Source organism: Pseudomonas sp. v388, assembly GCF_003935425.1.
In the GTDB taxonomy this organism is placed as follows: Bacteria; Pseudomonadota; Gammaproteobacteria; order Pseudomonadales; family Pseudomonadaceae; genus Aquipseudomonas.
Window position 1 is genome coordinate 162,545 of the sequence record NZ_RHQN01000006.1, and the last position, 25,060, is coordinate 187,604.

Here is a 25,060-nt window from a genome sequence, read left to right on the forward strand (position 1 = left end):
TGTTGTTGTGGGAGCGGACTTGTCCGCGAAGGAGCCGGTACATCCTAAGTAGATGTGTCGGTGTGAATATGTCTTCGCGGACAAGCGGAGCGCCGCCCGGTCCGCTCCCACTGTTTGACGCAAACCCTGTGGGAGGGAGCTTGCTCGTGACGAAGGCATTCGAGGCAATGGATCAGCTGCGGATGTACCCATTATTGCTGCCGCTACGCGCCAGATCGCGACCAAGGTCCCTCCTATACAATTCGCGGCGTACCTACGAAGTCAGGTCATACCCCGATCCTGTGGGAGGGAGCCAACTGTTTTTACCTTCCCAACTGACTATGGTCCGCTCCCACTGGCTTGGATCAAGCGCCGGCAGGCGCCACTTCCAGCTCTGCCACTTCCGGGCGCTTGAGCACCGCGTACACGACGCCGGTTACCACGCTGCCGACCACGATCGCCAGCAGGTACAGCAACGCATGGTTGATGGCGTTGGGAATCAGCATCACGAACAGGCCGCCATGGGGCGCCATCAGTTTGCAGCCGAAGTACATCGACAGCGCGCCGGTCAGTGCGCCGCCCAGCACACTGGCCGGAATCACCCGCAACGGGTCCTTGGCCGCGAAGGGAATCGCGCCTTCGGAAATAAAGCACAGCCCCAGCACGAACGCGGCTTTCCCCGCCTCACGCTCGCTCTGGGCGAACTTGCGTCGCGCCAGCAGGGTTGCAATGCCCATACCGATGGGCGGCACCATGCCCGCCGCCATGGCGGTGGCCATCGGCGCGTAGCTTTGCGAGGCCAGCAGCCCGACCGAGAACGCGTAGGACGCCTTGTTGATCGGCCCGCCCAGATCGACGCACATCATCGCGCCCAGCAGCACGCCCAACAGCAGCGCGTTGGTAGTGCCCATGCTGTCGAGGAAATGCGTCAGCCCTTCGAGCATGCCCGCAACCGGCTTGCCGACCACATAAATCATCACCAGACCGGTGAACAGGCTGGCAAACAGCGGAATGATCAAGATCGGCTTGAGTGCCTCGACGCTCGCCGGCAAACGCGCATAGCGATTGATCGCCGCCGCGCTGTAGCCGGCCAGGAAACCGGCGACGATACCGCCGATGAACCCCGCACCCAGCGTACTGGCCAGCAACCCTCCGATCATGCCCGGCGCCAGGCCTGGACGGTCGGCGATGGAATAGGCGATGTAACCTGCCAACAGCGGCACCATCAGTTTGAAAGCTGCATCGCCGCCGATCTGCATCAAGGCGGCCGCCAGCGTGCCCTCTTCCTTGAAGGCGTTGATGCCGAACACGAAGGACAAAGCGATCAGCAGACCACCCGCTACCACCATGGGCAGCATGAAGGACACGCCGGTCAGCAAATGCTTGTAGACGCCGGTCTTCTCCTGCTTGGCCGGTGCACTGCCGGCACTGGCGGCAGACTCGACCTTGCCTTCGGCCAGTGCTTTGTTCAGCGTGGCTTCGGACTGTTTCAGCGCAATGCCGGTGCCACAACGGTAAATTTTCTTGCCGGCGAAACGCTCGGTCGCCACTTCGATATCAGCGGCCAGCAACACCACGTCAGCCTCGGCAATGGCTTGCGCGCTGAGTGGATTACGAGCGCCGACCGAACCTTGAGTCTCGACCTGCAGATCGTAGCTCAGGCGCTTGGCGGCTTGCTGGATTGCCTCGGCTGCCATGAAGGTATGAGCGACGCCGGTCGGGCAAGCGGTGACTGCGACGATGCGCGGCGCGCGGTCGGCAGCGCTGTTTGCACCGGGTTCGGCCTGCGGTGCGGCGACGTGAGTCTGGGCGTCCTGTGCGGCGCGATGCAGAAACCCGTCGACATCCTGCAACGCCTGGGCCGGAGTGCTCTGGAACAGGCGCTTGTCGACGAAGCGGTTCAAGTCCAGCGGGCCGGTGTTGACCACCAGGATCAAGTCCGCCGCTTCGATGTCCAGTGCCGACAGCTGGCGGTCCGGCTTGTTCGGGTCGACCACCTCGACGCTGGTTTCCCAGCCCAGGCGCTGCGCCGCCGCGTCGAGCAATCGTGCACTGAGTACGCTGCTGACCTTGCCGTTCGGGCAGGCCGTTACTATGGCTAACTTCATGACGATCCTCTCTTATTCTTCTGCCAGGCTGCGCACGATGACGCCGCTTTCAAGCCGTTTGAGTTGCGCGGCATCGTTGATGCCGAAACCGATCTGAGTCACCGCCATGGCGGCAATCGCGGTGGCGGTGCGCAGCGTCTGATGAAGCTCATGACCGCTGAGCAGGCCATGGACCATGCCTGCGAGCAATGAATCTCCAGCGCCCACGGTACTGGCGACGCTGACTTTGGGCGGCAGGCCGTGCAACGCGATGCCGGAACTGAACCAGTGCACGCCTTCCGAGCCCTGGGAAATCACCACATGCTCGATGCCTTCAGCGCGCAGGCGCGCGGCGGCTTCGGCTTGGGCGGCGATGGAGATGATCGGCGCATCGAGCGCATCGGCCAGTTCTTCGGTATTGGGCTTGATCAGCCACGGCCCGGCGGCCAGGCCGGCACGCAACGCCAGCCCGCTGCTGTCCAGTGCCACCTTCAGGCCCAAGCCTTTGAGCATCACCAGCAATGTGTGCAGCCACTCGGGCGACACGCCACGGGGCAGGCTGCCGGCGACGACGACGGCATCGAAATCGGCCGCAATCTGCTCGACGCGGGCAAACAATGCCTGCTGCGCTTCTTCGCTGACCATCGGGCCAGGCCCGTTCAGGTCGGTGATTCGTCCGCCGGTTTCCGCCAGCTTGATATTGCTGCGGGTCTCGCCCGGCACGCGCACGAACTCATCGACGAACCCACGACGCGCGAACAGGCCTTCGAACGCCTGCTGGTTATCGACACCCAGAAACCCGGAAACCGTCAGGGAATGCCCCAGGTCGGCCAGTACCTGCGCAACGTTGAGACCCTTGCCCGCCGCGTGGGTGAGCATTGCCTGGCTACGGTTGACCTGCCCCAGTTCGAGCTGGCTCAGCTGTACGGTCAGGTCCAGCGCCGGGTTCATGGTCAGGGTAAGAATCTTCGCCATCAGAGGGCCTCCACCAGCGCGCGGACTTCGGCGGCGCTGCCCGCCGTCAGCGCGTTCTGCGCCAGTTGTCGAGCATCCGTCAGCGTCAGCTCACGAACGCCGGCCTTGACCTCGCCGATGCTGCGCGCCGAGACGCTGAGTTCGTCGACGCCCAGACCGACCAGTACCGGCACCGCCAACGGGTCGGCCGCCAGTTCGCCGCACACGCCCACCCATTTGCCATTGGCATGGGCGGCGCGCACGGTGATATCGATCAGTTGCAGAACCGCCGGGTGCAAGCCGTCGGCCTGCGCCGACAGGGTTGGATGGCCCCGGTCGATGGCCAGGGTGTATTGCGTCAGGTCGTTGGTGCCGACGCTGAAGAAGTCCACTTCGCGGGCCAGCACAGGCGCCAGCAAAGCGGCCGACGGTACTTCGATCATGATCCCCAGTTGCAGGTCGCTGACCGGAATCTCCAGGCGCAGACGCTCGGTCATGTCTCGGGCCTGACGCCACTCTTCAAGCGTGCCGACCATCGGGAACATGATGCGCAGCGGGCCGCTGTCGGCCGCTCGCAGCAAGGCGCGCAGCTGGCTTTCCATGACATCCGGGCGTTGCAGGGTCAGGCGAATGCCGCGCACGCCAAGGAACGGGTTTTCCTCCTTGTCGATCGGCCAGTACGGCAGCGGCTTGTCGCCGCCCACGTCCAGGGTGCGCACCACCAGTGGCCGACCGCCGAGGTCCTTGAGGACGCGCCGGTATTCGGCTTCCTGAGTTGCCTCGTCCGGCGCCTGGGAATGGGCCATGAACAGCAATTCGGTGCGCAACAGGCCAACGCCTTCGGCACCCTGATCCACCGCGGAAGCCGTGCCGGTGCTGTCGCCGATATTGGCGAATACCTCGACGGCATGGCCGTCGCGGGTGACCGCAGGCTCCATGCGCGACTCGGCGGCGGCCTTGAGGCGCTGTTCGCGAACGTCGCGGTCATGAACGGCACGTTGCAGCGTCGACTCATCCGGCGCAACGGTGAGGCGGCCACGCTGGCTGTCCAGCAGCAGCACGGTGCCCGGTTTGAGCAGCAGCACCTGATCGCCTGCACCGACCAGCGCAGGAATGCCCAGTGCTCGGGCGACGATGGCGCTGTGGGCGGTCGCGCCGCCACGGGCAGTCAGAATACCCGCCACTTGCGCCGGATCGAGACGCGCCACGTCGGACGGGCCGACTTCGTCCATCACCAGAATGTAGGGTTCGTCCGGCGCGGCGACGGTTTCAATACCGCAGATCTGCGCCAGCACACGGCGACCGACATCGCGCAAATCCGCCGCGCGCTCGGCCAGCAGCGCGTCCTGCAATTGTTCTTGCTGGGAAGCTGCGGCGTCGATCACGCCCGCCCAGGCCGCCGCAGCACTTTCGCCCTTGTTCAGACGCAATTCCACTTCGGTAGCCAATTCCGGGTCTTCGAGCATTTCCTGGTGGGTGACGAAGATCTCGCGAATGGCCTTGGATTTGCTGCGCTGGATCAGGCTCTCGATGTCCTGGCGCACTTCAGCCACAGCCGTGGTCAAGCGCTCACGCTCCGCGGCAACCGACTCGCCCTGTGCCGGGTACTCGAACGCTTGCAGCACTTGCACATGAGCAGGGCCGATGGCGATGCCCGGCGAAGCGGGAACCGCTGTCAACACACTGCCGGCCACGGGCGCAACGGCCACTTTCACGGCAGCCTGAACCGGCGCGGCCTGCGCTGCACCGGCAGCCGGCAGCGGCTCCACTTCTTCACCCAGACCTTGCTCGACGGCCGCCAGAATAGCGGGCAGCGCATCGGTGGCGATGGTCGGTTCGGCAATGAATTCCAGCGTCTGACCACGGCGCGCGCCGAGGCTCAGCAACTTGCTCAAGCTCTTGGCCGATACCGCGTTGTCATTGCTTTCCACCACCCGCACGCGGATTTCGCCGTCAAATTCCTTGGCCAGTTGCGCCAGGATCTTGGCCGGGCGAGCATGCAGCCCGTGGGCATTGGCCAGGACAATCTGTTGCGTCGGCCACTCGGCCGGCAGCTCGCCGCCCAGCGCCTGAAGAATCACCCGGCTGTTGGTGGCATGGCCCAGTTCATGGCCGCGGCCTTCGATCAACAGCAGGCACAGACGTTCGAGCAGCGCCTGATGCGCTTCGCCCAGGCTGGCCAGGCAGAACAGGCCGGTCAACGGCTGGCCCAGATAGCGCATCGGCTTGTCCGGCGTTACAAATGCCAGCCCCGGACGTTTGACCATCTGCTCGCTGTGCAGCCACCAGATGCCATCGCCCAGCGACAACGCCTCGACCTGCTGCAGCACGGCAGCAAAACCGTTGTTCACACAGTCGGCCTTGCGCAGCAAACGGGCGCCGCGCCATACCAGCTCTTCAAAATCGTCGACGGAAACGCCCAGGCTGATCATCTGGGCGTCGAGCGCCAGTTCCTGCGGCGCACCCTGCAGCAGCTTGAGCAGCTCTTCGGGCGTGCTTGCTTCGCGCAATGCCTGGCCCAGGTCCGCTTCGCCCAGCGCGCGGGTCAGCAGTTGCAGCAGCCGCAAGTGTTCGTCGGACTTGGCCGCAATGCCGATCGCCAGGTACACGATCTGCCCGTCACCCCAATCCACCCCTTCGGGGAACTGCATCAGACGAACGCCGGTGGTGAACACCAGCTCGCGGGTTTCGGGCGTGCCGTGGGGGATCGCAATGCCTTGGCCGAGAAAGGTCGAACCTTGTTGTTCGCGGTTCGTGAGGCCCTTGAGGTAGCCTGGCGCAACCAGCCCGTCGGCGACCAGATGGTCGGCAAGCAGCTGCAGTGCGGCAGTCTTATCCACCGCCACCTGGGCCATGGATATTTGCTCCAGATTCAGTTCGAGCATTGCCTTTGACTCCTGCGCGGCGCCGAAACGCCGCTTGATTCTTGTTTTGATGACGATCATCGCTGATCGACAGCTTAGGTGATGATGGCGACAGACATCCGGACCGCGCACTCATCGCGATTACAGCAAGGGAAATCAGGCTGCTGAATCGTTTAATCTACAATGCCCGGCACGTTACTCGATTCTGTCCATAGGTTGAAGCCCAGTCGGTCTGATCGCTGTAGGAGACTTCTCAAAATATGACGACTACTTGGGAATTTCCGGCAGTCTGGTGTAAACAGAGGTTTCAATCGGCGACACTGTCCGCCGATTGAAGGCAATGAAATAACAAAAGGAATTTTCTGGGTGAAACTCAGCGACATTGCTCGTCTGGCGGGGGTTTCCGTCACCACGGCCAGCTACGTGATCAACGGCAAGGCTGAACAACAGCGCATCAGCACCGCGACTGTCGAACGCGTTCGCGCCGTGGTGGACATGCACGACTTCCGGCCAAACCCCCAGGCCGCCGGCCTGCGCAGCCGCCATAGCAAGACGCTGGGCTTCATTCTTCCGGATCTGGAAAACCCCAGCTACGCCCGCATCGCCAAGCTGCTGGAACAGGGCGCCCGGGCTCATGGCTATCAGTTGCTGATTGCCAGCTCCGATGACGACCCCATCAGCGAATTGCAACTGCTCCAACTGTTCCGCGCAAGGCGCTGCGATGCCCTGCTGGTCGCCAGTTGCCTGCCGGCCAGCGACGACAGTTATCGCGAATTGCAAAAGAAAGGCCTGCCGATCATCGCCATCGACCGGGAGATGAATGCCGACCATTTCTGTTCGGTGGTCAGTGATGACCATGATGCCAGCCTACAACTGACCCGCAGCCTGTTACAGACTCATCCCCAGCACATCGCATTGATCGGCGCACGCCCTGAACTGAGCATCAGCCGGGCACGGGCCGAGGGTTTCCGACACGCGCTGGACGGCTTCACCGGCACCGCTACGGTTGAGCACGGCGAGGCGTTCAGTCGCCAGTGCGGCCAACGCCTGATGAGCGACATGCTGCAACGCCTGGGGCACTTGCCCGACGCACTGATCACCACCTCCTACGTCTTGCTCCAAGGCGTGTTCGACGTCCTGCAGAGCCAAAGCCTGAATCCGGCGCAGTTGCATCTGGGGACGTTCGGCGATACCCAGCTGCTCGACTTCCTGCCCTTGCCGGTCAACGCAATGTCGCAACAGCACCAGCTGATTGCCGACAAGGCACTGCAACTGGCGTTGGCGGCCATCGAGAAGGATCAGTACCAACCGGGTGTGCACGCCATTGTCCGAACCTTCAAGCAACGTATTCACGAGGTGTGAACATGCGGCTGATCGACACCCACACGCACCTGGACTTTCCGGACTTCGATGCCGACCGCGCACAGGTGCTGTACAACTGCCGCGTGCAAGGCGTCGAGCGGCTGGTGGTGTTGGGCGTGTATCAGCGCAACTGGAGTCGAGTGTGGGAACTGGCCGTGGCAGAGCCGATGCTGCATGCGGCGTTTGGTCTGCATCCGATCTATATCGACGAGCACCGGGACGAGCACCTGACCGAACTGGGCGAGTGGCTGAGCCGCTTGAAAGGCCATTCCCAGCTGTGCGCCATCGGCGAGATCGGCCTGGACTACTACGTCGCCGATCTCGACCGGCAACGCCAACAGGAGGTCTTCGAGGCGCAGTTGCGGCTGGCCGCAGAGTTCGAGCTGCCGGTCCTGCTCCATGTGCGCCGCAGCCACGCCGATGTGATCGCGACCCTCAAGCGTCACAAGCTCAAGCGCAGCGGCATCGTCCACGCCTTCGCGGGTAGCTTCGAAGAAGCGCGGGAGTACATCAGGCTGGGGTTCAAACTGGGGCTGGGCGGCGCGGCGACCTGGCCGCAAGCCCTGCGCATGCATCGGGTACTGGCCCGCTTACCGCTGGAGAGTGTGGTGCTGGAGACCGACTCACCGGACATGGCGCCAGCCATGTTTCCTGACCAGCGCAACAGCCCTGAACACCTGCCGGCCATCTGCGAAACACTGGCGGCCTTGATCGGCGTCGAGCCGCAGCAGCTGGCCGAAGCCAGCACCCGCAACGCCTGCGATGTGTTCGGCTGGAACTGAACGCCTTGGCGTCAGACCAGCAGTGTCCAGAGCGCGAAGCCTGCATACCAGACGATCGCTGCGCGAATCAGCAACTCCCACAGCATGTCCAGACCGGTCACGCCTTCAGCGCCCATCACCGGCTTCGGCACCTCGCTGGCCACGCAACCGATGCGGGTGATCAACTGAGCGGCGCTGATATTCCAGTTCAGCAGCTCATGGAGCATTACCCGGCTGACCGCCACGAAGTTACCGACCAGGGCAAAGCTGGCCGCCAGCAGCCTGACCGGTACCCAGTCGAAGGCATGGCGCAGTTGTGCGGCGCGCTCGGCCACCGCCGGGGTGCTGCTGTGTTCCGCCGCCAGCGCCAGTAACCGATACGCCAGTGCCGCGACCGGTCCGAGCAGGAAGTACCAGAAGATCACCGCGAAAAAGCTTTGATACGCCTGCCACAGCAGATAGCCCTGCACACCGTGCAGCAGTTGTTCACTGTTATCGGCCAGTACGCCCATGTCGCGCTCGGCGACATGCACCGCGGCCTGGGCATCTCCCCGGCGGCAGGCATCACGAAACGGCCCCAGGGCCGCGAGCAGATCGCCGCGGCCAAGGCTGTAAATAAGCACCAGCAAATGCACCGGCAAGGCCAGCCAACCGTAGGCGACCGAGCCGATGACCGTCAGCGCCAGTTGCAGCAGCACCAACGGCAGCAGGATCAGCAGCGCAAGAATCAACCACGGGCGCCTGGCGGTCTTCGGGCGGGCCTCGAACTTGTGCAGCTCGCTCAGCCAAGGGCCGTCGCGTTGCACCCGCTGACGAAGGGCAGAAAACTTTTCCACCCAGACAGCCAGCAGTAACACCAGAAAGCTCATCGTTTGCTCCTTACATCAATCCTGCACGGCTGCGAGGAACCGTGCCCAGTCGAAAAACGGCCCCGGATCGGTCTTGCGCCCCGGAGCGATGTCGCTATGACCGCAGATGCGCCGCGGGCTGATAGCGACGAAGGCAGCGCGCAACTGGCGGGTCAGCTCGATCAGTGCGCTGTATTGCGCGTCGGTGAACGGCTGCTCATCCGTACCTTCCAGCTCGATCCCGATGGAAAAATCATTGCATGTCTCGCGCCCCTGAAAGCTGGACACGCCCGCATGCCACGCGCGGTCCAGACAGGAGACGAACTGAGTGACCTCGCCATCACGTTCAATCAGAAAATGCGCCGAAACGCGCAGCTCGGCAATGCCCTGGAAGTAAGGATGCTCGGCGGTGTCGAGCCGGTTCTGGAAGAAGGCCTGCACCTTGCCGGTCTTGAATTGCGCGGGTGGCAAGCTGATGTTGTGGATGACCAGCAACGAAATCTCACCATCGGGCCGCTCGTTGAAATTCGGCGACGGGCAATGCTGTACGCCTTCACACCAACCGCTCGCGAAGTCCAGCTGCATGAAAGGTCCTTTGATGCCGGAGTTGAATGTTGGCAAGTATGCCCGTGATGGAAGAGGATGTGGGCGTTGGAGATGGACTGACGTGGTATGAACAGGATCGCTTTTTCGTAGGAGCGGACTTGTCCGCGAAGACTGCATATCAGACCCAGCAGATGCTGCGAATGTGGTCGACTCTTCGCGGACAAGTCCGCTCCCACGGCAAGCCTGTTGCTTACGAACCCTTCAGTTTGCGCAGGTTGCCAATCACCGACGCCAGCGCGCGGTCGAACAGCAGGGCGTCGTCCAGAATGCGAATTGCACCACGGCGGAATTCGACGGCCAGGCCCATGCGGGTCTTTTCCAGCACCTTCATGCCAGTGCGGTTGACGAATACATAGCGGCCGCTGGGCTCGACGATGGTGGTCAGCTTGCAGCGAAGCTTGTGGTCTTCGTCCTCGAGGATTTCGACCCAGCAGCCGACACGCAGCTTGTCGACCATCAGCAGACCCGGATCGTCCTCGGGCAGCTGCAATGACGGCTCGCTGAGCACCTGCTCATCCGGTCCGACCAGCACGATTTCTTCCACGACTGCCATCATCGCCGGCCCATGCTCGGTCTCGCCTTCGGGCGACGCAGCCGCACTGCGGATGTCTTCGCCCTGCCCGTCCTGCAACCGGGAAAAATGCTGGAACGCCTGGACATGCAACGATTCGAGCTGGCTGAAGAATTCACTGGTGGCGAACGGATCGAAGGCCGCGCTGGTCAGGCCGTCACGCAGCGCCTTGAGCAGGCCGGGAACCAGTTCGAGCAAGCGCTGACGGGCCTCAGGCTCATGATGCAGCTCCACGCTCCAGATCAGGTCATCCACCGTATCGAGCCCGGCCTGCCATTCGGCAGACGCTTCGCCGTGCTTGAGACATGTCAGCAACAGCACCTTGCTCCAGGCTTCCTGCAACAGTCGAACCACTGCCTCGGGCAGGGTCTTGCCGAGCAGGCGCTGATTCAATTCCTGCTGCACCCGATGACGCGCCAGCTCAGCGCGGGCACGGCCTTCTTCGGCATCGCGGGTGCGCTGTTCGAGCAATTCGCTGCGCCGGCGCTCGTCACTGGTGAACGCCAGGAACTCCGCCAGCAGGTCCGAGAAGATCGCCGGGTCGTCGACGAAATCGTTGAGCAGGCGCTGCACGATCTGCTCGACGCGAACATACAGCGAATCGCGCTGATAATCGTCGCGCCCACCCCAACCCAGCGCGGCCGTCGCAATTTCGTTTAGCAGGCGGCGCGCCGGGTGGCTGCCGCGACTGAAAAAGCTCTTGTCGAGCACTGCAACCTTGAGCATCGGGATCTGCAGACGCCCGATCAACGCACGCAGCGAATGGGGAAGGTTGCGGTCATCGAGGATGAACTCGAACAGCATGGCGATCAGATTGATGACGTCTTCATCGCCGGCGCCAAAACTGCGGGACTTGCCGCTCTTGACGCTGACACGGGTCAGCAACTGTTCCAGCTGATTGCGCAGGTCGACGTCGTCTCCGGTTTCCTGGGACGGCACGTACTGCTGCAAATGCGAGAGCAGGCGCAGCAGATCCTTGCTGGAGATCGGCCGTACTTCGGCGTCGGGCTCATGACGAGGCGCAAGATTGCCACGCAACTGAAACAGCAATTCCTGCAAGGCCGAAAAGACTTCCATCACGCCCTTATCGAGCTTGTCGGCGGCGTCGGCCAGGGCCGGCTCCGACAGTGCAGGGCCACGCGCCCTCGGGGCGGCGCGATCGGACGAGCGCCGCGCCGGCAACGCTTTGAGTTCGGGCAGGATGCCGGTCGCCACCAGCAACTGGTTGGCTTCGGCATAAAGATGATCGGTATTGGCCAGCACGTACTTCTCGAACAACTTGAGAATGATCAGCTTGACCTTGATCCCCACGCCAAGGCTGCGCCCGGCCTGCAGGAAGAAATTGCACAGCATCGCCGGCGCCACCGGATTACCGTCGTCGGTGATCGGCTGGGGAATCAGTTCATTGAGGCGCGTGGTCAACTGGCCGAGTGCGACGCTGTCGCGACTCATGACCTTGGCGACCATCGCATCGACGGCGACGGTTTTTTCAAGCTCGTCGTTATGCACCAGTTCCAGCTTGTCGAACGACACCGCAGTCGGAAGCACAGGCTCGGTGATCTGGTACTGACCCAGCGCCAGGAACGACTCGTAGAACTTGTCGAGAAAACCGCGTTCGATGCTTTTGCGCTTGAGCCGCAGGTCGCGCATGGCTTCGAAAAAGGTGTTCTGGTCCGAATTGCTGTGAGCGCGGTCGGCCATTTCGAACAGCGTGTCGTCGGCGTTATCGAACAGCGCCTGCAAGGCGTCCTTGAGCTGCTGGGCGGCCTTGTCCCGCACCTGGAGCAAGACGACGGGCAGTCGCGCCAATGGCGGCGTTGCTCCCTGCAAAGGAAGCGCCTTGCTCAACGGCACTACTTTCTCGTCGTTATGCATCAAACCCCCTGACAGGAACTGCGTTAATCCCATCACCGGCGCGGTTTGTAACCCTCGCAAGTGAAGCGAACCCAGGTCATACGCTACGTCAAACCTATGACGTCAATTACAAGTCGGATTATCTTTCATAACTTGTAGTAGACGCCAGCGAAGTCTTCACGGTTGGTCGAGAAGGCGTATGCCGGGAAATGTGCTGAGATAGACAGCGGAAATGGCATTCCATCGCACGCCCTCTCGCAAAACCGACCAACTGCATGTCTCGGCTGCAATACTGTGGGCCGAGCGCGGGTACGTAACGAAGGTGCGGTGCCTTATACTCGGCAGACTTTGTTAGTGGAGGCCGATATGCCGAATTTACGACTCGCTGCCCTGACAGCAGAAATCGAAGCCAACGTGCGTCGCGCGCTGCTTGAAGATGTCGGCAGCGGGGACATCACCGCGCAACTGATTCCTGCGGAACGACTGGCCAAGGCCACCATCATTTCCCGCGACGCTGCCGTCATCGCAGGCACGGCCTGGGTCGACGCGGTCTTCCGCCAGCTCGACCCGCGAGTAGCCGTGCACTGGCAGGTGGCCGATGGCGACCGTGTCAATCCTGACCAGGCGTTATTTCATCTCGAAGGCCCTGCCCGTTCCCTGTTGACCGGCGAGCGCAGCGCGCTGAATTTCCTGCAGATGCTGTCGGGCGTCGCCACTCGGGCACGGTATTTCGCCGATATGGTGGACGGCACTCAGGTGCACCTGCTCGACACCCGCAAAACCCTGCCCGGCCTGCGTCTTGCGCAAAAATACGCGGTGACGTGCGGCGGCTGCCATAACCACCGAATCGGTCTCTACGATGCGTTCCTGATCAAGGAAAACCATATCGCCGCTTGTGGCGGGATCGCTCAGGCCGTCGAAGCCGCGCACAGGATCGCTCCCGGCAAGCCGGTGGAGGTCGAGGTCGAGAACCTCGCCGAACTCAAGCTGGCGCTGGACGCCGGAGCCGACATCATCATGCTCGACGAGCTGAGCCTGGATGACATGCGCGAAGCGGTGCGCCTGACCGCCGGACGCGCCAAACTCGAAGCCAGTGGCGGGATCAACGACGACACGCTCAGGGTCATCGCCGAAACCGGCGTGGATTACATCTCCATTGGCGCAATGACCAAGGACGTCAAGGCAGTCGACCTTTCCATGCGCCTGAGCATCTGATTACCGACACCACGACTCACTTACCGAGGGGAACGGTCTTGGAACACTGGTTTGTAATGAACGCCGGCAAGCAGCTGGGCCCGATGGACGCAGCGGCGGCTCGGCTGATCGCCCGCGAGGCGCCGGGCGCGTGGTGCTGGAAGCAAGGCATGGCCGACTGGCTGCCTATCTATCAGGTCGCTGAAGTACGGGCCGTGAAAAAAGACGGCGTCACGCCGTTCCCCGACCCGACGCCGGACATGATCCAGCCCAGGCCGTCGTCCTTGCCCGCACAGGCTGCGCCGACGTCCTCTTCGGCTCCCGCGCAAAATCCTGCCCCGTTGCGCCGCCCGTCGTTTACAGCCGACCCGAACGCTTCCGGCGGCTACGGCTCGTCCCAGACCACCGAGGGCGTCGACTTCAAGCTCTACGGCACGGAAACGCAGTTCGTGGAGCTGGAACTGGACCGGGGTGAAAGCGCCGTCGCCGAGGCCGGCGCCATGATGTACAAAACCTGTGATGTGCAGATGGAGACCCTGTTTGGCGATGGCAGCCAGCAGTCGTCGGGCCTGCTGGGTTCACTGCTCGGCGCCGGCAAGCGTTTGTTGACCGGAGAGAGCCTGTTCACCACAGTGTTTTCCCAGCAGGGTTCCGGCAAGGGCCGTGTCGCCTTCGCAGCGCCCTACCCCGGCACCATCCTGCCGCTGAACCTGCGCGACTTCGGCGGCAAGCTGGTCTGTCAGAAGGACAGCTTTCTTGCGGGTGCCAAAGGGGTCGCCATTGGCATTCAGTTTCAGAAGAAGATCCTGACCGGCCTGTTCGGCGGCGAGGGCTTCGTGCTGCAAAAGCTTGAGGGCGACGGCTGGGTGTTCGTTCATATGGGCGGAACCGTTCGCAAGATCGATCTGGCGCCGGGCGAAGCGCTTGACGTTGACACCGGCTGTCTGGCCGCGATGACCCAGACTGTCGACTATGACATCCGGATGGTGGGCGGCGGCATCAAGTCGATGTTGTTCGGCGGCGAAGGTGTGTTTTTCGCCCGCCTGACCGGACCCGGCACCGTCTGGCTGCAAAGCCTGCCGTTTTCCCGCCTGGCCGGGCGCATGCTGGCGGCGAGTCCTGCCGGCGTCGCCCGAAGCGAGCGTTGATCGAACCTGACGTTTTCAGTTGCTGATGATTGCTCACATTCCCAAGGAAGACCCATGCAGATTGCTCAAGGCCAACGCATCCCACTCTCCACGCTGCTTCAGGGCTCGGAGCTGACGCTGTCCATCGGCATCCAGTCGCCTCATGAGATCGATTTCGTGTGCTTCGGCGTGGATGCCCAGGGCAAGCTGTCGGATGATCGGTACATGGTCTTTTTCAACCAGCCGGCCAGCCCTTGCGGCAGCGTCAGGCAGTCCGATGGCGGCGAGTTCCACCTGGCACTGGCAGGTCTTCCCGCCTCTATCGACAGGCTGGTGTTCACCGCCTCCATCGATGGCCCCGGCGTGATGAGCGACATTCGGGCGAGCCACTTCGCCATCAAGGATGCATCCGGCCGTGAAGCGGCTCGCTGTGACTTTTCCGGCGCGACCTTCGCGGCAGAGAAGGCGATCATGGTTGCCGATATCTACCGCAAGAACGGCGAATGGCGTCTGGCGTCGAACCTGCAGGGCTACAACGCCGGGCTGGACGCGCTGGTGGTGCATTTCGGCGGCGAGATTGCCGATGCGCCGCCACCGCCTGCGGCACCGGCCAGGATTTCCCTGGAGAAGAAAATCGCCGCCGCAGCGCCGCAACTCGTCAGCCTCGCCAAGAAAGCCCAGATCAGCCTGGAAAAAGCCAAACTGACCGACACCAAGGCGCGGGTCGGCCTGGTGCTCGACGCCTCTGGCTCCATGAATGCGCAATATACACGCGGCCATGTGCAGGAAGTCGTCAATCGCCTGCTGCCGCTGGCGGTGCATTTCGACGACGACGGCGCGCTGGACTGCTGGGCGTTCGGCGCCAAGCCCCAGCAGTTGTCGCCGGTGACCCTGAGCAACTTCAAGGACTATATCGCTACGGATCACGGCGGCTGGAAAAAGTGGGAGTTGGGAGCAAGGGTCAACGATGAGCCCAAGACCATGCGCATGGTCATCGACTACTACAAGCAGTCGGGCGACAAGACGCCGGTCTACATCCTGTTCATCAGCGATGGCGGCGTGCATGAAAACAGCAAGATCACCAAACTCATGATCGAAGCTGCGCGCCTGCCGATCTTCTGGCAGTTCGTGGGCCTGGGCGGACGCGGCTACGGCATCCTGGAGAAACTGGACGACATGGATGGCCGCGTGGTCGACAACTGCAACTTCTTCGCCCTGGACCGCCTCGACGAAATTCCGGAAGAGAAACTCTACGACCTGCTGATGGAAGAGTTTCCGGACTGGCTCAAGGCGGCGAAAACGGCCGGGATTCTCTGACGGCAGGAGCGGACCTGTCCGCGAAAGCGGCATTCCAGACAATACACCTGGTACGGCTTTGCAGACCTGTTCGCGGACAAGCGGAGCGCCGCCCGGTCCGCCCCACCGGCAGAGACCGCCAATAAAAAACCCCCGCCATCACTGGCGGGGGTTTTTGCTGGGTGCCGTTCGGGTTTAGCCGATCGAGACGCCGTGTGCTTCTGCCAATGGCTTGAGGCCGCCGGCAAAGCCCTGGCCGATGGCCTTGAACTTGAACTCTTCGCCGTTGCGATACAGCTCGCCGAAGATCATTGCGGTTTCGGTCGATGCATCTTCCGACAGGTCGTAACGCGCGATTTCCTTGCCGTCAGCCTTGTTCACAACGCGGATGTAAGCGTTGGAAACCTGACCGAAGCTTTGCTTGCGCTCGTCGGCGGAGTGGATGGTCACGGCGAAAACCAGCTTCTTCACAGCAGCAGCCAGACCGGTCAGCTTGACGTTGACCGACTCGTCGTCGCCTTCGCCCGCGCCGGAGCGGTTGTCGCCCAAGTGCTCGACCGAACCGTCGGCCGATTTCTTGTTGTTGTAGAAAATGAAGCTGTTGTCGTCCAGAACCTTGCCGTTTTCACCAACGATGAAAATGGAAGCGTCCAGGTCGAACTCGGTGCCGTCAGTGACGCGCGGATCCCAGCCCAGGCCAACGGTGATTTCCGTCAGGCCAGGTGCTTCCTTGGACAGGGAAACGTTGCCGCCTTTACTCAGACTTACAGCCATGTGCGTAATCCTTCTCGAAAATGGGTGGGGTACGAATCAGAAATTCATACCGTGAGCGTTGGCTACAGCCTTCAAGCCACCTGCATAGCCCTGGCCTACGGCGCGGAATTTCCACTCGCTGCCATTGCGGTACAGCTCGGCGAAGATCATCGCGGTTTCGGTCGAAGCGTCTTCAGCCAGATCGTAACGGACGATTTCCGAACCGGACTTCTCATTCATCACGCGGATGAACGAACCGCCCACCTGACCGAAGTTCTGCTTGCGAGAATCGGCATCGTGAATGGTCACGACGAATACGACTTTCTCGACATCCGCAGGAACACGGGTCAGGTCAACCTTGATCACCTCATCGTCGCCGTCGCCAGCGCCGGTGCGGTTGTCGCCGGTGTGCTCGACCGAACCGTCGAGGCTCTTGAGCTGGTTGTAGAAAATGAAATCAGCTTCGCTACGGACTTTACCGCTAGCGTTCAGCAGGAATGCGCTGGCATCCAGGTCGAACTCCTGGCCGTCAGTGGCACGCGGGTCCCAGCCGAGGCCGATGAGGACATTGGTCAAGGTCGGGTCGGTTTTCGACAGCGAAAGGTTGCCACCTTTTTGCAGAGTCAAAGCCATGATTCGTTAATCTCCTTTATCCAGTGTTTTACGCTTTTTCTTCAGCCGACTCTTCCTTTCCCGGGAAGAGCAGGCTGGCGATGATGCCGATCGCCAGTACTACCACAACGACCAGCAGGCTCGCATTGGCGCTGATGTTGTAGCCGTGATGGAAGATGTGGTCAGTCGCATTCAGGCCCAGCTTGATGGCGATGAAGAACAACAGCGCGATGACCGCTTTTTCCAGGTGAACCAGGTAGCGCTTCAGTGCTTCAAGCACGAAGTACAGAGTACGCAGGCCCAGGATGGCGAACAGCATGGCCGAGAACACGATCAGCGGCTCGCGGCTCACGGCGATGATGGCCGGAACGGAGTCGAAGGCGAACAGCACGTCGGAAATCTCGGCGACGACCAGGCAGAGGAACAGCGGGGTCGCGAACAGCGCGCCTTTGGCAGCCAGGCTGATGCCGGCGTTCTCAGGCTTCTTCACTTCTTCTTCGAGGACCGAGCGGCGCACGAAGAACGCGCTACCGTGCAGCTTCGGCCAGACCGGGAACAGCTTCTTGGCGAAGCGATACGCCATGTGCTGGGAGTAATCGATTTCCTCGTCATCGTCATCACCGGCGCGCAGCATCATGATGGCGGTCCAGGCGACGATGATCGCGAACACCACTTCGACCCACGGGCCCAGAGCCAGCAGGCCGGTGCCGATGGCGACGAAGATGCCGCGGAACACGATGGCGCCGATGATGCCCCAGTACAGAACGCGGTGGCGCAGGCCATCCGGAATCTTGAACCAGGTGAACAGAGCCATGAACACGAACAGGTTGTCGACGCTCAGTACTTTCTCGAGGGCATAACCGGTTACGAACAGGGTGGCGACTTCAGAGCCGTGCTGCACGTACAGGAAGCCGGCGAAGGCCAGCGAGATGGCAACCCAGAAAATCGACCAGGCAGACGCTTGCGCGAGCGTGATCGGCTTGTTCCCGCGGTGGGAGAACATGTCGATGGCCATGGCCACAACGGCCAGGCCGATGAAGACGGCCATGGTGAGTGGAGGGAAGCCAATAGCGGTGCTTTCCATTTAACTGCGTTCCTCAGGGGATAAAAGTTACAGGTCGAAATCGGATGGAGTCAGGCCAAGCTCACGGCAGATCAGGCGGCAGACTTCCCGCTCTTTCTCGTCGAAGCTGCCATCTGCGCCACCGATGGCACAGCAGACACGCACCAGCAGGCGGGCGGCGTCTTCTTTGTTCTTGATCTTGCCAATGGTTTTCAACGCTTCGGCACGGCCGATTTCCACGTCGAACTCGAACTTGGCGCATGCGTCCTGGAACGCCTGGATGACAACCTTCATGTCGAAGGCCTTCAGTTCCTGGGAGTTCTGGATGAAGCCGGCCATTTTCTGTTTTTCACTGGAGCTGATATCGCCATCCGCCGCAGAGACCAGGGCACAACCCGAGACCACGGCGTCCATGAACTCGCGGTTCTTGAACTTGGAGACTTCAGAAGCGAGCTTGTCGCGCGCCGCAGTTGCGTTCGTTTTCAGCCAGTCCAGCATTTCAATCCCCCGTGAGGCGGCAAGGCCAGCCTCAGACAATATCATCGTTTGTTTACTTGGAACCTGCAGCCCAGCGCATACCCCAGCCGTAGGCTTTGTCCATGTTGCTGTGCCCATTGTGGAAGTCAACGCGACGGGTCACCTTGACCGCGCCGTTGTCGTTCTCCAGCAGAGCGATCGCGCACATGCCCTGGCGACCACCCTCCTCATTGAGGCGTACCTCGATAGGCGGTTGGCTCGGCGCATGGATGGTGACCACACCGTCGGTTTCCTTCCAGTTCGGCGCCCCTTCGTAAATGAAGGCGTAGACCAGAATGCGGCGAATCTTGTTCCAGTGGGCACCGTTGATGTGCAGCCACTCTCCGTCACTCACCGAACCGGTACGGTCGTCGCCCATCAGCTTGATGAACGGCTCGGTATTGAGGGAGCCAAACGAGTTGCCAAGCGCCTGGACAGCGCCTTTATGGCCGTCCTGCAACTCGAACAGGCAGCCTACATCAAGGTCGATTGCATTGCTCTTCTTCATGGAGAAGAAGCCGCCACCCTTGTTTTCGCTGCGACGGTTCCAGTTCAGGTTGACCCTGATCTCGCCGAAACCGGCACTGGTTTTTTCCAGGCTGATCGAAGCGCGCGTCTTGTCCAGCGTGATCTTGCTGAGGCTGACCGTCGATTTCACGGCAGGCGCAGGCGTTGGCGCCGGTGCAGCAGGAGCAGGAGCAGGAGCAGGAGCAGGAGCAGGAGCAGGAGCAGGAGCAGGAGCAGGCTGCGCTTCGGGCGCGGCCACTTCCACGCCAAAGTTCTTGGCCAAAGGCTCAAGGCCGCCGGCAAAGCCCTGGGCCACGCAGCGGAATTTCCACGCGCCCTGGCGAAGGTAGAACTCACCCAGAATCAGCGCGGTTTCCTTCATGCCCGAGGTGGGTATGACCGCTTCGATCCCACCGGTGATGCTCAGGACCAACTGCGACACGCTGTCGAAGCTGGCCTTGTTTTCATAGATGGTCGCGGTCAGCGCGACTTTCTCGATGACCGCATCCAGACGGCTCGGATCAAGGCTGAACACTGCACGACCGGTCGACGCTTCCGTCAGCTGGACCGCACCGCCGTTCACGCTCTTCTGGCCGTAGAAACACATGTCGTGATCGCCACGGACCTTGCCCGTGCCGGTCAGCAGGAACGCAGACACATCGATGTCCGCGCCCGCCAGTGGCGAGTAACTGACCGTTACCGTCAACGGGCCGGTCGCTACCGGCGCGTTCGCACCTGGGACAAGTTGGGTCATCCGCGCACGGCTCCAATGGCCAGGTCGACCAGATCGTCAGCGGTACGGCCATTGGTGGCCTGACCGACAGCGGTGAAGTCCCAGCCGCTTGCGGTGCGCGACAGGTACGACATGACCACGCCAGTGTGCTGGCCTTTCTCGGACAGGTCGAAGCGGCCCAACTCGTTGCGGCTGCCCAGATCGACGATACGGCAATAGGCGTTGGCGACTTTTTCGAAGTTCTGGCCGGTGAACGAGTTCACGGTGAAGACCAGGTATTTCACGGTAGCCGGCAGGCGCTCCAGATCGACGCTGATGGTTTCGTCGTCGCCTGCGCCTTCGCCGGTACGGTTGTCGCCGGAGTGCTGAATGGCACCATCACGCGATTGCAGCTGGCGGAACCAGACCAGATCCAGCGGCTTCTTGTCGGCGTCGAGCATGATGCAGGAGGCATCGAGGTCGATGTCACCACCGCCGCCGCCCAATAGTTTGCCGAAGAAACCGCTGGCTTTCTCAGGATCCCATCCCAGGCCCATGCTGACTTTCTTAAGGCCGGTACCAGCGGTTTTCTCGAGGGAAATCGTCTGGTTTTTTGCCAAAGTGAGTGCCATTTTTCGCTCCATGTGAACTACGGAATTCGGATAAAAGTGTTACAGCCTTACCTTGCGGAGTCATCTTTGCCATCAGGAATGTGTAACTTGGCGTTAATGGGCTCTTTGGCCGGCACTTTATAGCTGCCCCGTCGCCATGACGGATGGAAGTGTCGCCAGTGCGCATCCTGCGCCGCGGCGAGCAATTCGTGGTCACCCCGAGTGTCGCCCCAGGCCCTCACGCGGAACTGCGAAAGCGGCCCGTAGACCCCTTCAAGCCGCGCAACCTTGGAGTCGCAGCGGCAATTCGCCCCTTCGATCAACCCGGTGAGTTTACCGTCGATCACCTCCAGATTGGTGCCGATCAACTCGACTTTCAGGCGATCCGCAAAAGGTTGCAGGATCATCTCAGGTGATGCTGAACATAAGGTGACAATCGCACCTTTATCAATTTCTGCCGCAACCGATTCCAGCGCCGCCGGCCGCATGAGTCGCGACCAGTAGCGTTCACAGAATTCTTCGGCTTTCTGCCTGACCCACTGCTCTTCGACACCGGTCAGAAAGGCCTTGATCAAGCGGCCTTTGAGTTCGTCGCGGGTCACGCGTCGGGCCAGGTAGCTCAGGCTCGGCAACACCAGCCGGGCCATGCGCACGGAAAATCGGCGCTGACCGAAAGCGAATTTGAGAAAGGGTACAAAGCTGTCGTGATGGGTCAAAGTCCCATCGAAGTCGAAGACCGCCAGCAGGCGCTGTTCGACTTCGACTTCCAGATCGGGCTCAATCATTTAGCTAGCTGCCTCAGCAAGTCGAATGCTGGCATCCACGATGGAAGCGGGAGTCGGCAGGACCCCATGCCATTTGGCGCGCTCCATGATGTGGGTTGCCCATTTGTAGTGCGTGGCCGGTTCACACATGGCGTCGTTGTACTTGAACACCGCCGGTGCGACAGAGTTCAAAATCATCCGTGCGGCGTTCATGTCTTCCAGACTGACGCGCAAAGCGTTCTGGATGATACCAATCTGCGACGGATGGATCGCCGTTTTACCGACCAGACCGTTGGCGATGTCCAGCGTCAGTTCCTGCTTGAGGATCTCCGGCGTTGCCAACTGCTCGAAGACCGGCGCGGTCAGGGCAAACCCCTGCGAACCCATGACACCGGCCAGCATCGGGATAACGTAGCCCATGGGCGTGCCGTACAGCGTCATCGCCGGATGGCGACGCAGGCCCAGGCAGCCCATCAAATCGTTGCCGCCAATGCGCAGCGCGATGATCCGCTCGTCGAGATTGGCCTTGAGGGCTTGTCCCAGCTCGACCATTGCGGTGGGATTGAACACTTCCGGCGTCTCCAGCGTCGGCATGAGCGCCAGCGCCGGGTTGGTCACCGCCGCTTCCCAACTGGGCAGGCTGTTCAGCGAAAGCTTGGGCACGACGAACCCGTCGACGTGCGCCATCAGCGGCCAGTCGTTGAGGATCCGGGCCATCTGCGCATCACGCGGGCGCACGAACAGCAGCGGGCCTTGGGCGGGTCGACCGCCGCGGTCGTGGATGCGGGTCAGGACATCGCGCAGGTTGGAGAGCGCGGTTTCTACGTCGATGAGTGCTACAGCGTCTTCCAGGCACACGACCAGCGAACGCAGTTCGGGGAGTTTCTCTGCGAATACCACATCGAGAATGTCATCCCGGGTAGCAGGCATGTAGAGCGTTGCCCCCAAAGCATAAGGCGAAAGTATGGCCATTAGCTGAGACTCCGAATGATGGTGACTGCCCGATAGGGCCCCAGGGCAGCGCCGGCCTCTTCGACCGGGATACCCGCTTTTTCGGTCAGGTGCATGAGCAACTGTACGTCGCTGTCTGCGGTACTGCGCACCAGGACATGGTCGGGCACCCGCCGCATGACCGCACGCGTCGCTTCGGCGATGCCCGGTTTGACGCGATTGAGGTTGGTGATACCGAAACGTGCGGCGAGATCGTTGACCACCTTCTGCGCCCCGGCTTGCAACATTTCACCCTGCCCCGGCGTCCATGGCGCGACGTCGGCGACTGACGGCAGGCTGCGACGATGCCGTTCGATCCGCTCGATAAAGGCCTGGGTCACGTCCTGGCCGCGCAGGTGCTCGTATAGCATGCAGCCGTGCAAGCCGCCGTCGGCCGGCCAGATCGAACGCGACACCAGACCGGACACCGTCGCCCCCAGGATCCCGGACGGGATCACCCAGTCTTCCGACGATGCGGCAAGCCAGGCGGCGCCGCACGGATCGGCCAGCACGACCAGTCGCGGGTTTTTCGGGAAGCGCGGGTCGCTTGCCAGACTGCGCCTGATTTCACCGCTGATCGCGCCCTTGCCGGTCCAGCCGTCGACAAACACGATATTCTGCGCGCCGTGCTGCCGGACGATGGCCTCCAGCGCCACCGGGTCGATCCCTCGATCACGGATCACGCTGATGCCATAGTGAACGGCCTTGCGGTCCAGACCCAGCAACGCCCGACGCAGCAGAACCCCCAACGGCAGTCCGGCGCGCACGAACGACACCAGAACGATCTCACCGGCGGGGTATTCACGGACCAGCGCCTGGGCCAGCGCCTGGACGTCTGCGGCCATCCGCGCGCCGTTCTGTTCGAGGGTCCGTTCGAACAGCCGCTGATGCGCGTCGCTGGGGGCCGATTCCTGGCTGATCATCTCCGAGTAATGCTTTTGCCCGCTCTGAATCAAGCGTTCCTTTTCTTCCACGCCCGTGGTCTGCAGATCGACGCTGCGCAGCAGGAAATGCACATCATCCGGCAGATAGCTGCCGCTGCCCACCGTGTCCAGCCCGTGCACGGCGTCACTCATGGATCGCACCGGACTCATGGGTCAGACCTGCGAACATTTTTGCCAGCTGACTGCGGGCAGGCGTTGCCCACCAGTGGCACTCCTCCATGAAACCCAGGTCAGTGATGCTGTCGCCGAAACCCAGCACCGGACGCTCACCGTTGACCGCCTTGTCGCGACGCAGCCACTCCTGCACCGCGTAGCGCTTGGCCAGGCCATCGGGCAGGAAAGCCAGGTTATTGCCGTTGCCGTGGACATGCATGCCATCGAGCAGACCGCGCGCGCGGACCTCGGCCAGCACCCGATCCAGAATGCCGTCGTCGCTTTCGTTGTGCTTGGTTACCACGTAGTGGAACAGCCGGGCTTCCTCGACCACCCAACCCCGTAGCGACACGCCCTGCTCCTGGCCGATTGCCAAGGTCGTGGCGCTGAGTTCGTGCAGACGCGTCTGGTACGACGCCAGGGTCTGGGTCATCTGCTCGTTCCAGTCGCGGTCCAGACGCCCTGTCGCATCGAGCATCACCCCGCCGTGGGAACAGATGGCGCCTGCGGTGAACGGCAGTTTGACCCGGCTGAACGCCTCGACGCTGCGGGCGGTGACCGGAACCACATCGGAATGGGCCAGCAGCCAGCGCGCGAATGACTGTTGCACGTTGGTCATGTAGCCGTTGGGGTTACCCACGATGTCGACGGTCGCGACATGTTTCTCGATATCGGGAGCAGTCTTACGCGCGGTCTGGAACAGCGTGTCGTCGAGGTCCACGAAAATCAGCGGGCGATCGTTATTCATCACAGATGACCTCAGCGTTCAACGCCTGGACCAGCTCGGCGGGCACGGCCTGCCGCGGGGTTTCGGTACAGATCAGCACGCGGTCGAACTGACCGGGCTGCACGTTGTAGAGAAAATTCGGAATGCCCAACCCATAGTTGTCGGAAAAAGACAGCGCATGACCGATGGCATGTCCCAGGGCAATCGGCGAACGACTGGTGGAACTGAAGTGCACGTCCGCCCCGGCTTTTTCCAGGCGCTCGGCCAGCAGGAACGGGCGCCAGACGAACTCGCTGGTGCCGACCACGAGTACGCGTTCGCCTTTGGCCACCTGCAAGCCGGGCGCCAGGGTATCGACCACCGAGCGCACACCCAGCCGCCCCCAATCGTTGGCGGTCACCAGCGGCCAGTCTCCTGCCGCGACCGTACCCACTTCCGGCATCTCCGGCAGCGGCGCGGCCAGATCCTCGGCGAACGAATACGAACCCTGCAGCAACGATACCTGCTCGGCCACCGCCCCCATGGTGGAGCTGACCGCGCCTGCCGACCAATCGGTCAGCACGCAGGTCACGACGCGTTCGAGCTTGTTCAGCCCTGCGTCGACCAGCGCGCGGTGCAGGTTGATGAAGGTCTTGCCGGTGGAGGCTTCGTCATCGACCAGCACCAGCGAGCGGGCGTTGAGCATCATTTCGCGCAAGGCAGGATCGGTCGGCAGGTGCAGCAGATGGGCACTGGCGTGGCTGTGTTCTTCTTCGAAACGAGCGAACAGCTCGGTGCCGGTCGGGTGGCGAGTGCTCACCAGATAAAGGGCGTCCGGGCGCGTCCGGCTGTAGGCCCGATGCACGCCGGCGCCGAGGCCCACTGCCGTTTCCGCCATGCCGATGACCAGCACCGGGCCAGGCAGATCGGCGGGGATCTTGTGCGCCAGGTCTTCGAAACTCTTGAGCATTACGCTGGGGCGCACAGGAATGTGCCGCCCCAGTACCCGGGATACGAACAGAAAGGCACGCTTGGGATTGCGGCGCTCGGCGAAGCCGAACAACGAGTCCGGAGCAATGGTGGAAGCGTCGACCATTACGTCCAGGCGCCCACGAAGCAGATCAGCACTAAGCGTTGCAGGTTTGGAAAGAGCTGTGCTGCTGTCCATCATTCAATTCCTGATTTAACGGGGCCGATGCCCCTGACGCCTGCCGCCCCAGAAAAAG

At 62.0% G+C, this 25,060-nt stretch carries 22 protein-coding genes; 5 read left to right on the forward strand and 17 right to left on the reverse strand.

All coding sequences use genetic code 11. The annotated features are described in order from the left end of the window. Nucleotides 1–344: 344 nt before the first annotated feature. The 3 genes from EGJ27_RS15595 to ptsP are packed head-to-tail and all read right to left on the reverse strand — an operon-like array spanning nucleotide 345 to nucleotide 5,905. A complete protein-coding gene (locus tag EGJ27_RS15595; protein ID WP_125831649.1) occupies nucleotides 345–2,087 on the reverse strand; it encodes a PTS fructose-like transporter subunit IIB in 1,743 nt (580 codons plus the stop codon). A 12-nt stretch (nucleotides 2,088–2,099) separates the two neighbouring features. Next, on the reverse strand, nucleotides 2,100–3,041 hold the full coding sequence (pfkB, locus tag EGJ27_RS15600; RefSeq protein ID WP_125831650.1) for a 1-phosphofructokinase: 942 nt from the start codon (nucleotides 3,039–3,041) through the stop codon (nucleotides 2,100–2,102). Beyond that, complete coding sequence (gene ptsP / locus EGJ27_RS15605; RefSeq protein WP_125831651.1) at nucleotides 3,041–5,905, reverse strand: phosphoenolpyruvate--protein phosphotransferase; 2,865 nt, start codon at nucleotides 5,903–5,905, stop codon at nucleotides 3,041–3,043. Before ptsP ends, pfkB begins: the two co-directional genes overlap by 1 nt. A 345-nt stretch (nucleotides 5,906–6,250) precedes the next feature. Between ptsP and cra the strand changes: the two genes are divergently transcribed. Then, nucleotides 6,251–7,246 (forward strand): catabolite repressor/activator, encoded by a 996-nt coding sequence (cra, locus tag EGJ27_RS15610; RefSeq protein WP_125831652.1) that lies wholly within the window; start codon nucleotides 6,251–6,253, stop codon nucleotides 7,244–7,246. Continuing rightward, nucleotides 7,243–8,028, forward strand: coding sequence for a TatD family hydrolase (locus EGJ27_RS15615; RefSeq protein WP_177523040.1), 786 nt, complete (start codon nucleotides 7,243–7,245; stop codon nucleotides 8,026–8,028). Before cra ends, EGJ27_RS15615 begins: the two co-directional genes overlap by 4 nt. A gap of 11 nt (nucleotides 8,029–8,039) precedes the next feature. Here EGJ27_RS15615 and ampE read toward each other — a convergent pair whose 3' ends face one another. The 3 genes from ampE to EGJ27_RS15630 form a co-directional block, all read right to left on the reverse strand. After that, nucleotides 8,040–8,876 carry a regulatory signaling modulator protein AmpE gene (gene ampE / locus EGJ27_RS15620; protein WP_125831654.1) on the reverse strand — a complete coding sequence of 279 codons (837 nt, stop codon included), beginning with the start codon at nucleotides 8,874–8,876 and terminating at the stop codon, nucleotides 8,040–8,042. A gap of 15 nt (nucleotides 8,877–8,891) precedes the next feature. Beyond that, complete coding sequence (gene ampD, locus EGJ27_RS15625; RefSeq protein ID WP_125831655.1) at nucleotides 8,892–9,440, reverse strand: 1,6-anhydro-N-acetylmuramyl-L-alanine amidase AmpD; 549 nt, start codon at nucleotides 9,438–9,440, stop codon at nucleotides 8,892–8,894. Between the two features lie 211 nt (nucleotides 9,441–9,651). Beyond that, nucleotides 9,652–11,907: a DUF1631 domain-containing protein gene (locus tag EGJ27_RS15630; protein WP_125831656.1), complete on the reverse strand. Its 2,256-nt coding sequence runs from the start codon at nucleotides 11,905–11,907 to the stop codon at nucleotides 9,652–9,654. Between the two features lie 345 nt (nucleotides 11,908–12,252). On the opposite strand from EGJ27_RS15630, the gene nadC reads away from it, so the two are divergent. From nadC to EGJ27_RS15645, 3 genes are read left to right on the forward strand one after another with little or no spacing between them, the layout of a single operon-like run. Further along, nucleotides 12,253–13,101 carry a carboxylating nicotinate-nucleotide diphosphorylase gene (gene nadC / locus EGJ27_RS15635; RefSeq protein ID WP_125831657.1) on the forward strand — a complete coding sequence of 283 codons (849 nt, stop codon included), beginning with the start codon at nucleotides 12,253–12,255 and terminating at the stop codon, nucleotides 13,099–13,101. Nucleotides 13,102–13,139: 38 nt separating this feature from the next. After that, a complete protein-coding gene (locus EGJ27_RS15640; protein WP_158619356.1) occupies nucleotides 13,140–14,228 on the forward strand; it encodes a TIGR00266 family protein in 1,089 nt (362 codons plus the stop codon). Between the two features lie 54 nt (nucleotides 14,229–14,282). Beyond that, nucleotides 14,283–15,524, forward strand: a complete 1,242-nt coding sequence (locus EGJ27_RS15645; RefSeq protein ID WP_125831658.1) for a VWA domain-containing protein — start codon at nucleotides 14,283–14,285, stop codon at nucleotides 15,522–15,524. Between the two features lie 174 nt (nucleotides 15,525–15,698). Here EGJ27_RS15645 and EGJ27_RS15650 read toward each other — a convergent pair whose 3' ends face one another. The 11 genes from EGJ27_RS15650 to EGJ27_RS15700 are packed head-to-tail and all read right to left on the reverse strand — an operon-like array spanning nucleotide 15,699 to nucleotide 25,002. After that, on the reverse strand, nucleotides 15,699–16,277 hold the full coding sequence (locus EGJ27_RS15650; RefSeq protein ID WP_125831659.1) for a TerD family protein: 579 nt from the start codon (nucleotides 16,275–16,277) through the stop codon (nucleotides 15,699–15,701). A gap of 36 nt (nucleotides 16,278–16,313) precedes the next feature. Further along, entirely contained in the window at nucleotides 16,314–16,889 is a 576-nt protein-coding gene (locus EGJ27_RS15655; RefSeq protein ID WP_125831660.1) for a TerD family protein, read from the reverse strand. 28 nt (nucleotides 16,890–16,917) lie between these two features. Continuing rightward, a complete protein-coding gene (locus EGJ27_RS15660; RefSeq protein WP_125831661.1) occupies nucleotides 16,918–17,952 on the reverse strand; it encodes a TerC/Alx family metal homeostasis membrane protein in 1,035 nt (344 codons plus the stop codon). A gap of 27 nt (nucleotides 17,953–17,979) precedes the next feature. Then, nucleotides 17,980–18,429 carry a tellurite resistance TerB family protein gene (locus EGJ27_RS15665; RefSeq protein WP_125831662.1) on the reverse strand — a complete coding sequence of 150 codons (450 nt, stop codon included), beginning with the start codon at nucleotides 18,427–18,429 and terminating at the stop codon, nucleotides 17,980–17,982. Nucleotides 18,430–18,481: 52 nt separating this feature from the next. Further along, a complete protein-coding gene (locus EGJ27_RS15670) occupies nucleotides 18,482–19,708 on the reverse strand; it encodes a TerD family protein (protein WP_125831663.1) in 1,227 nt (408 codons plus the stop codon). Next, nucleotides 19,705–20,298, reverse strand: coding sequence for a TerD family protein (locus tag EGJ27_RS15675; protein WP_125831664.1), 594 nt, complete (start codon nucleotides 20,296–20,298; stop codon nucleotides 19,705–19,707). The genes EGJ27_RS15670 and EGJ27_RS15675 overlap by 4 nt, the downstream gene beginning before the upstream one ends. A 47-nt stretch (nucleotides 20,299–20,345) precedes the next feature. Then, nucleotides 20,346–21,062, reverse strand: a complete 717-nt coding sequence (locus EGJ27_RS15680) for an HAD family hydrolase (RefSeq protein WP_125831665.1) — start codon at nucleotides 21,060–21,062, stop codon at nucleotides 20,346–20,348. Continuing rightward, complete coding sequence (locus EGJ27_RS15685) at nucleotides 21,063–22,013, reverse strand: HpcH/HpaI aldolase/citrate lyase family protein (protein WP_125831666.1); 951 nt, start codon at nucleotides 22,011–22,013, stop codon at nucleotides 21,063–21,065. Further along, nucleotides 22,013–23,107: a cysteine protease StiP family protein gene (locus tag EGJ27_RS15690; RefSeq protein WP_125831667.1), complete on the reverse strand. Its 1,095-nt coding sequence runs from the start codon at nucleotides 23,105–23,107 to the stop codon at nucleotides 22,013–22,015. The genes EGJ27_RS15685 and EGJ27_RS15690 overlap by 1 nt, the downstream gene beginning before the upstream one ends. Next, the gene (locus tag EGJ27_RS15695; protein WP_125831668.1) at nucleotides 23,100–23,876 is read right to left on the reverse strand and encodes a trehalose phosphatase; all 777 of its coding nucleotides are present in this window, start codon (nucleotides 23,874–23,876) and stop codon (nucleotides 23,100–23,102) included. Before EGJ27_RS15695 ends, EGJ27_RS15690 begins: the two co-directional genes overlap by 8 nt. Next, complete coding sequence (locus tag EGJ27_RS15700) at nucleotides 23,869–25,002, reverse strand: phosphoribosyltransferase domain-containing protein (protein WP_125831669.1); 1,134 nt, start codon at nucleotides 25,000–25,002, stop codon at nucleotides 23,869–23,871. Before EGJ27_RS15700 ends, EGJ27_RS15695 begins: the two co-directional genes overlap by 8 nt. Nucleotides 25,003–25,060 lie beyond the last annotated feature (58 nt).

Excerpts from the sequence above, each read along its gene's own strand:
- EGJ27_RS15595 (WP_125831649.1), bottom strand. The coding sequence starts at position 2,087 with ATGAAGTTAGCCATAGTAACGGCCTGCCCGAACGGCAAGGTCAGCAGC.
- pfkB (WP_125831650.1), bottom strand. The coding sequence starts at position 3,041 with ATGGCGAAGATTCTTACCCTGACCATGAACCCGGCGCTGGACCTGACC.
- ptsP (WP_125831651.1), bottom strand. The coding sequence starts at position 5,905 with ATGCTCGAACTGAATCTGGAGCAAATATCCATGGCCCAGGTGGCGGTG.
- ampE (WP_125831654.1), bottom strand. The coding sequence starts at position 8,876 with ATGAGCTTTCTGGTGTTACTGCTGGCTGTCTGGGTGGAAAAGTTTTCT.
- ampD (WP_125831655.1), bottom strand. The coding sequence starts at position 9,440 with ATGCAGCTGGACTTCGCGAGCGGTTGGTGTGAAGGCGTACAGCATTGC.
- EGJ27_RS15630 (WP_125831656.1), bottom strand. The coding sequence starts at position 11,907 with ATGCATAACGACGAGAAAGTAGTGCCGTTGAGCAAGGCGCTTCCTTTG.
- nadC (WP_125831657.1), top strand. The coding sequence starts at position 12,253 with ATGCCGAATTTACGACTCGCTGCCCTGACAGCAGAAATCGAAGCCAAC.
- EGJ27_RS15645 (WP_125831658.1), top strand. The coding sequence starts at position 14,283 with ATGCAGATTGCTCAAGGCCAACGCATCCCACTCTCCACGCTGCTTCAG.
- EGJ27_RS15650 (WP_125831659.1), bottom strand. The coding sequence starts at position 16,277 with ATGGCTGTAAGTCTGAGTAAAGGCGGCAACGTTTCCCTGTCCAAGGAA.
- EGJ27_RS15655 (WP_125831660.1), bottom strand. The coding sequence starts at position 16,889 with ATGGCTTTGACTCTGCAAAAAGGTGGCAACCTTTCGCTGTCGAAAACC.
- EGJ27_RS15660 (WP_125831661.1), bottom strand. The coding sequence starts at position 17,952 with ATGGAAAGCACCGCTATTGGCTTCCCTCCACTCACCATGGCCGTCTTC.
- EGJ27_RS15665 (WP_125831662.1), bottom strand. The coding sequence starts at position 18,429 with ATGCTGGACTGGCTGAAAACGAACGCAACTGCGGCGCGCGACAAGCTC.
- EGJ27_RS15670 (WP_125831663.1), bottom strand. The coding sequence starts at position 19,708 with ATGACCCAACTTGTCCCAGGTGCGAACGCGCCGGTAGCGACCGGCCCG.
- EGJ27_RS15675 (WP_125831664.1), bottom strand. The coding sequence starts at position 20,298 with ATGGCACTCACTTTGGCAAAAAACCAGACGATTTCCCTCGAGAAAACC.
- EGJ27_RS15680 (WP_125831665.1), bottom strand. The coding sequence starts at position 21,062 with ATGATTGAGCCCGATCTGGAAGTCGAAGTCGAACAGCGCCTGCTGGCG.
- EGJ27_RS15685 (WP_125831666.1), bottom strand. The coding sequence starts at position 22,013 with ATGGCCATACTTTCGCCTTATGCTTTGGGGGCAACGCTCTACATGCCT.
- EGJ27_RS15690 (WP_125831667.1), bottom strand. The coding sequence starts at position 23,107 with ATGAGTGACGCCGTGCACGGGCTGGACACGGTGGGCAGCGGCAGCTAT.
- EGJ27_RS15695 (WP_125831668.1), bottom strand. The coding sequence starts at position 23,876 with ATGAATAACGATCGCCCGCTGATTTTCGTGGACCTCGACGACACGCTG.
- EGJ27_RS15700 (WP_125831669.1), bottom strand. The coding sequence starts at position 25,002 with ATGGACAGCAGCACAGCTCTTTCCAAACCTGCAACGCTTAGTGCTGAT.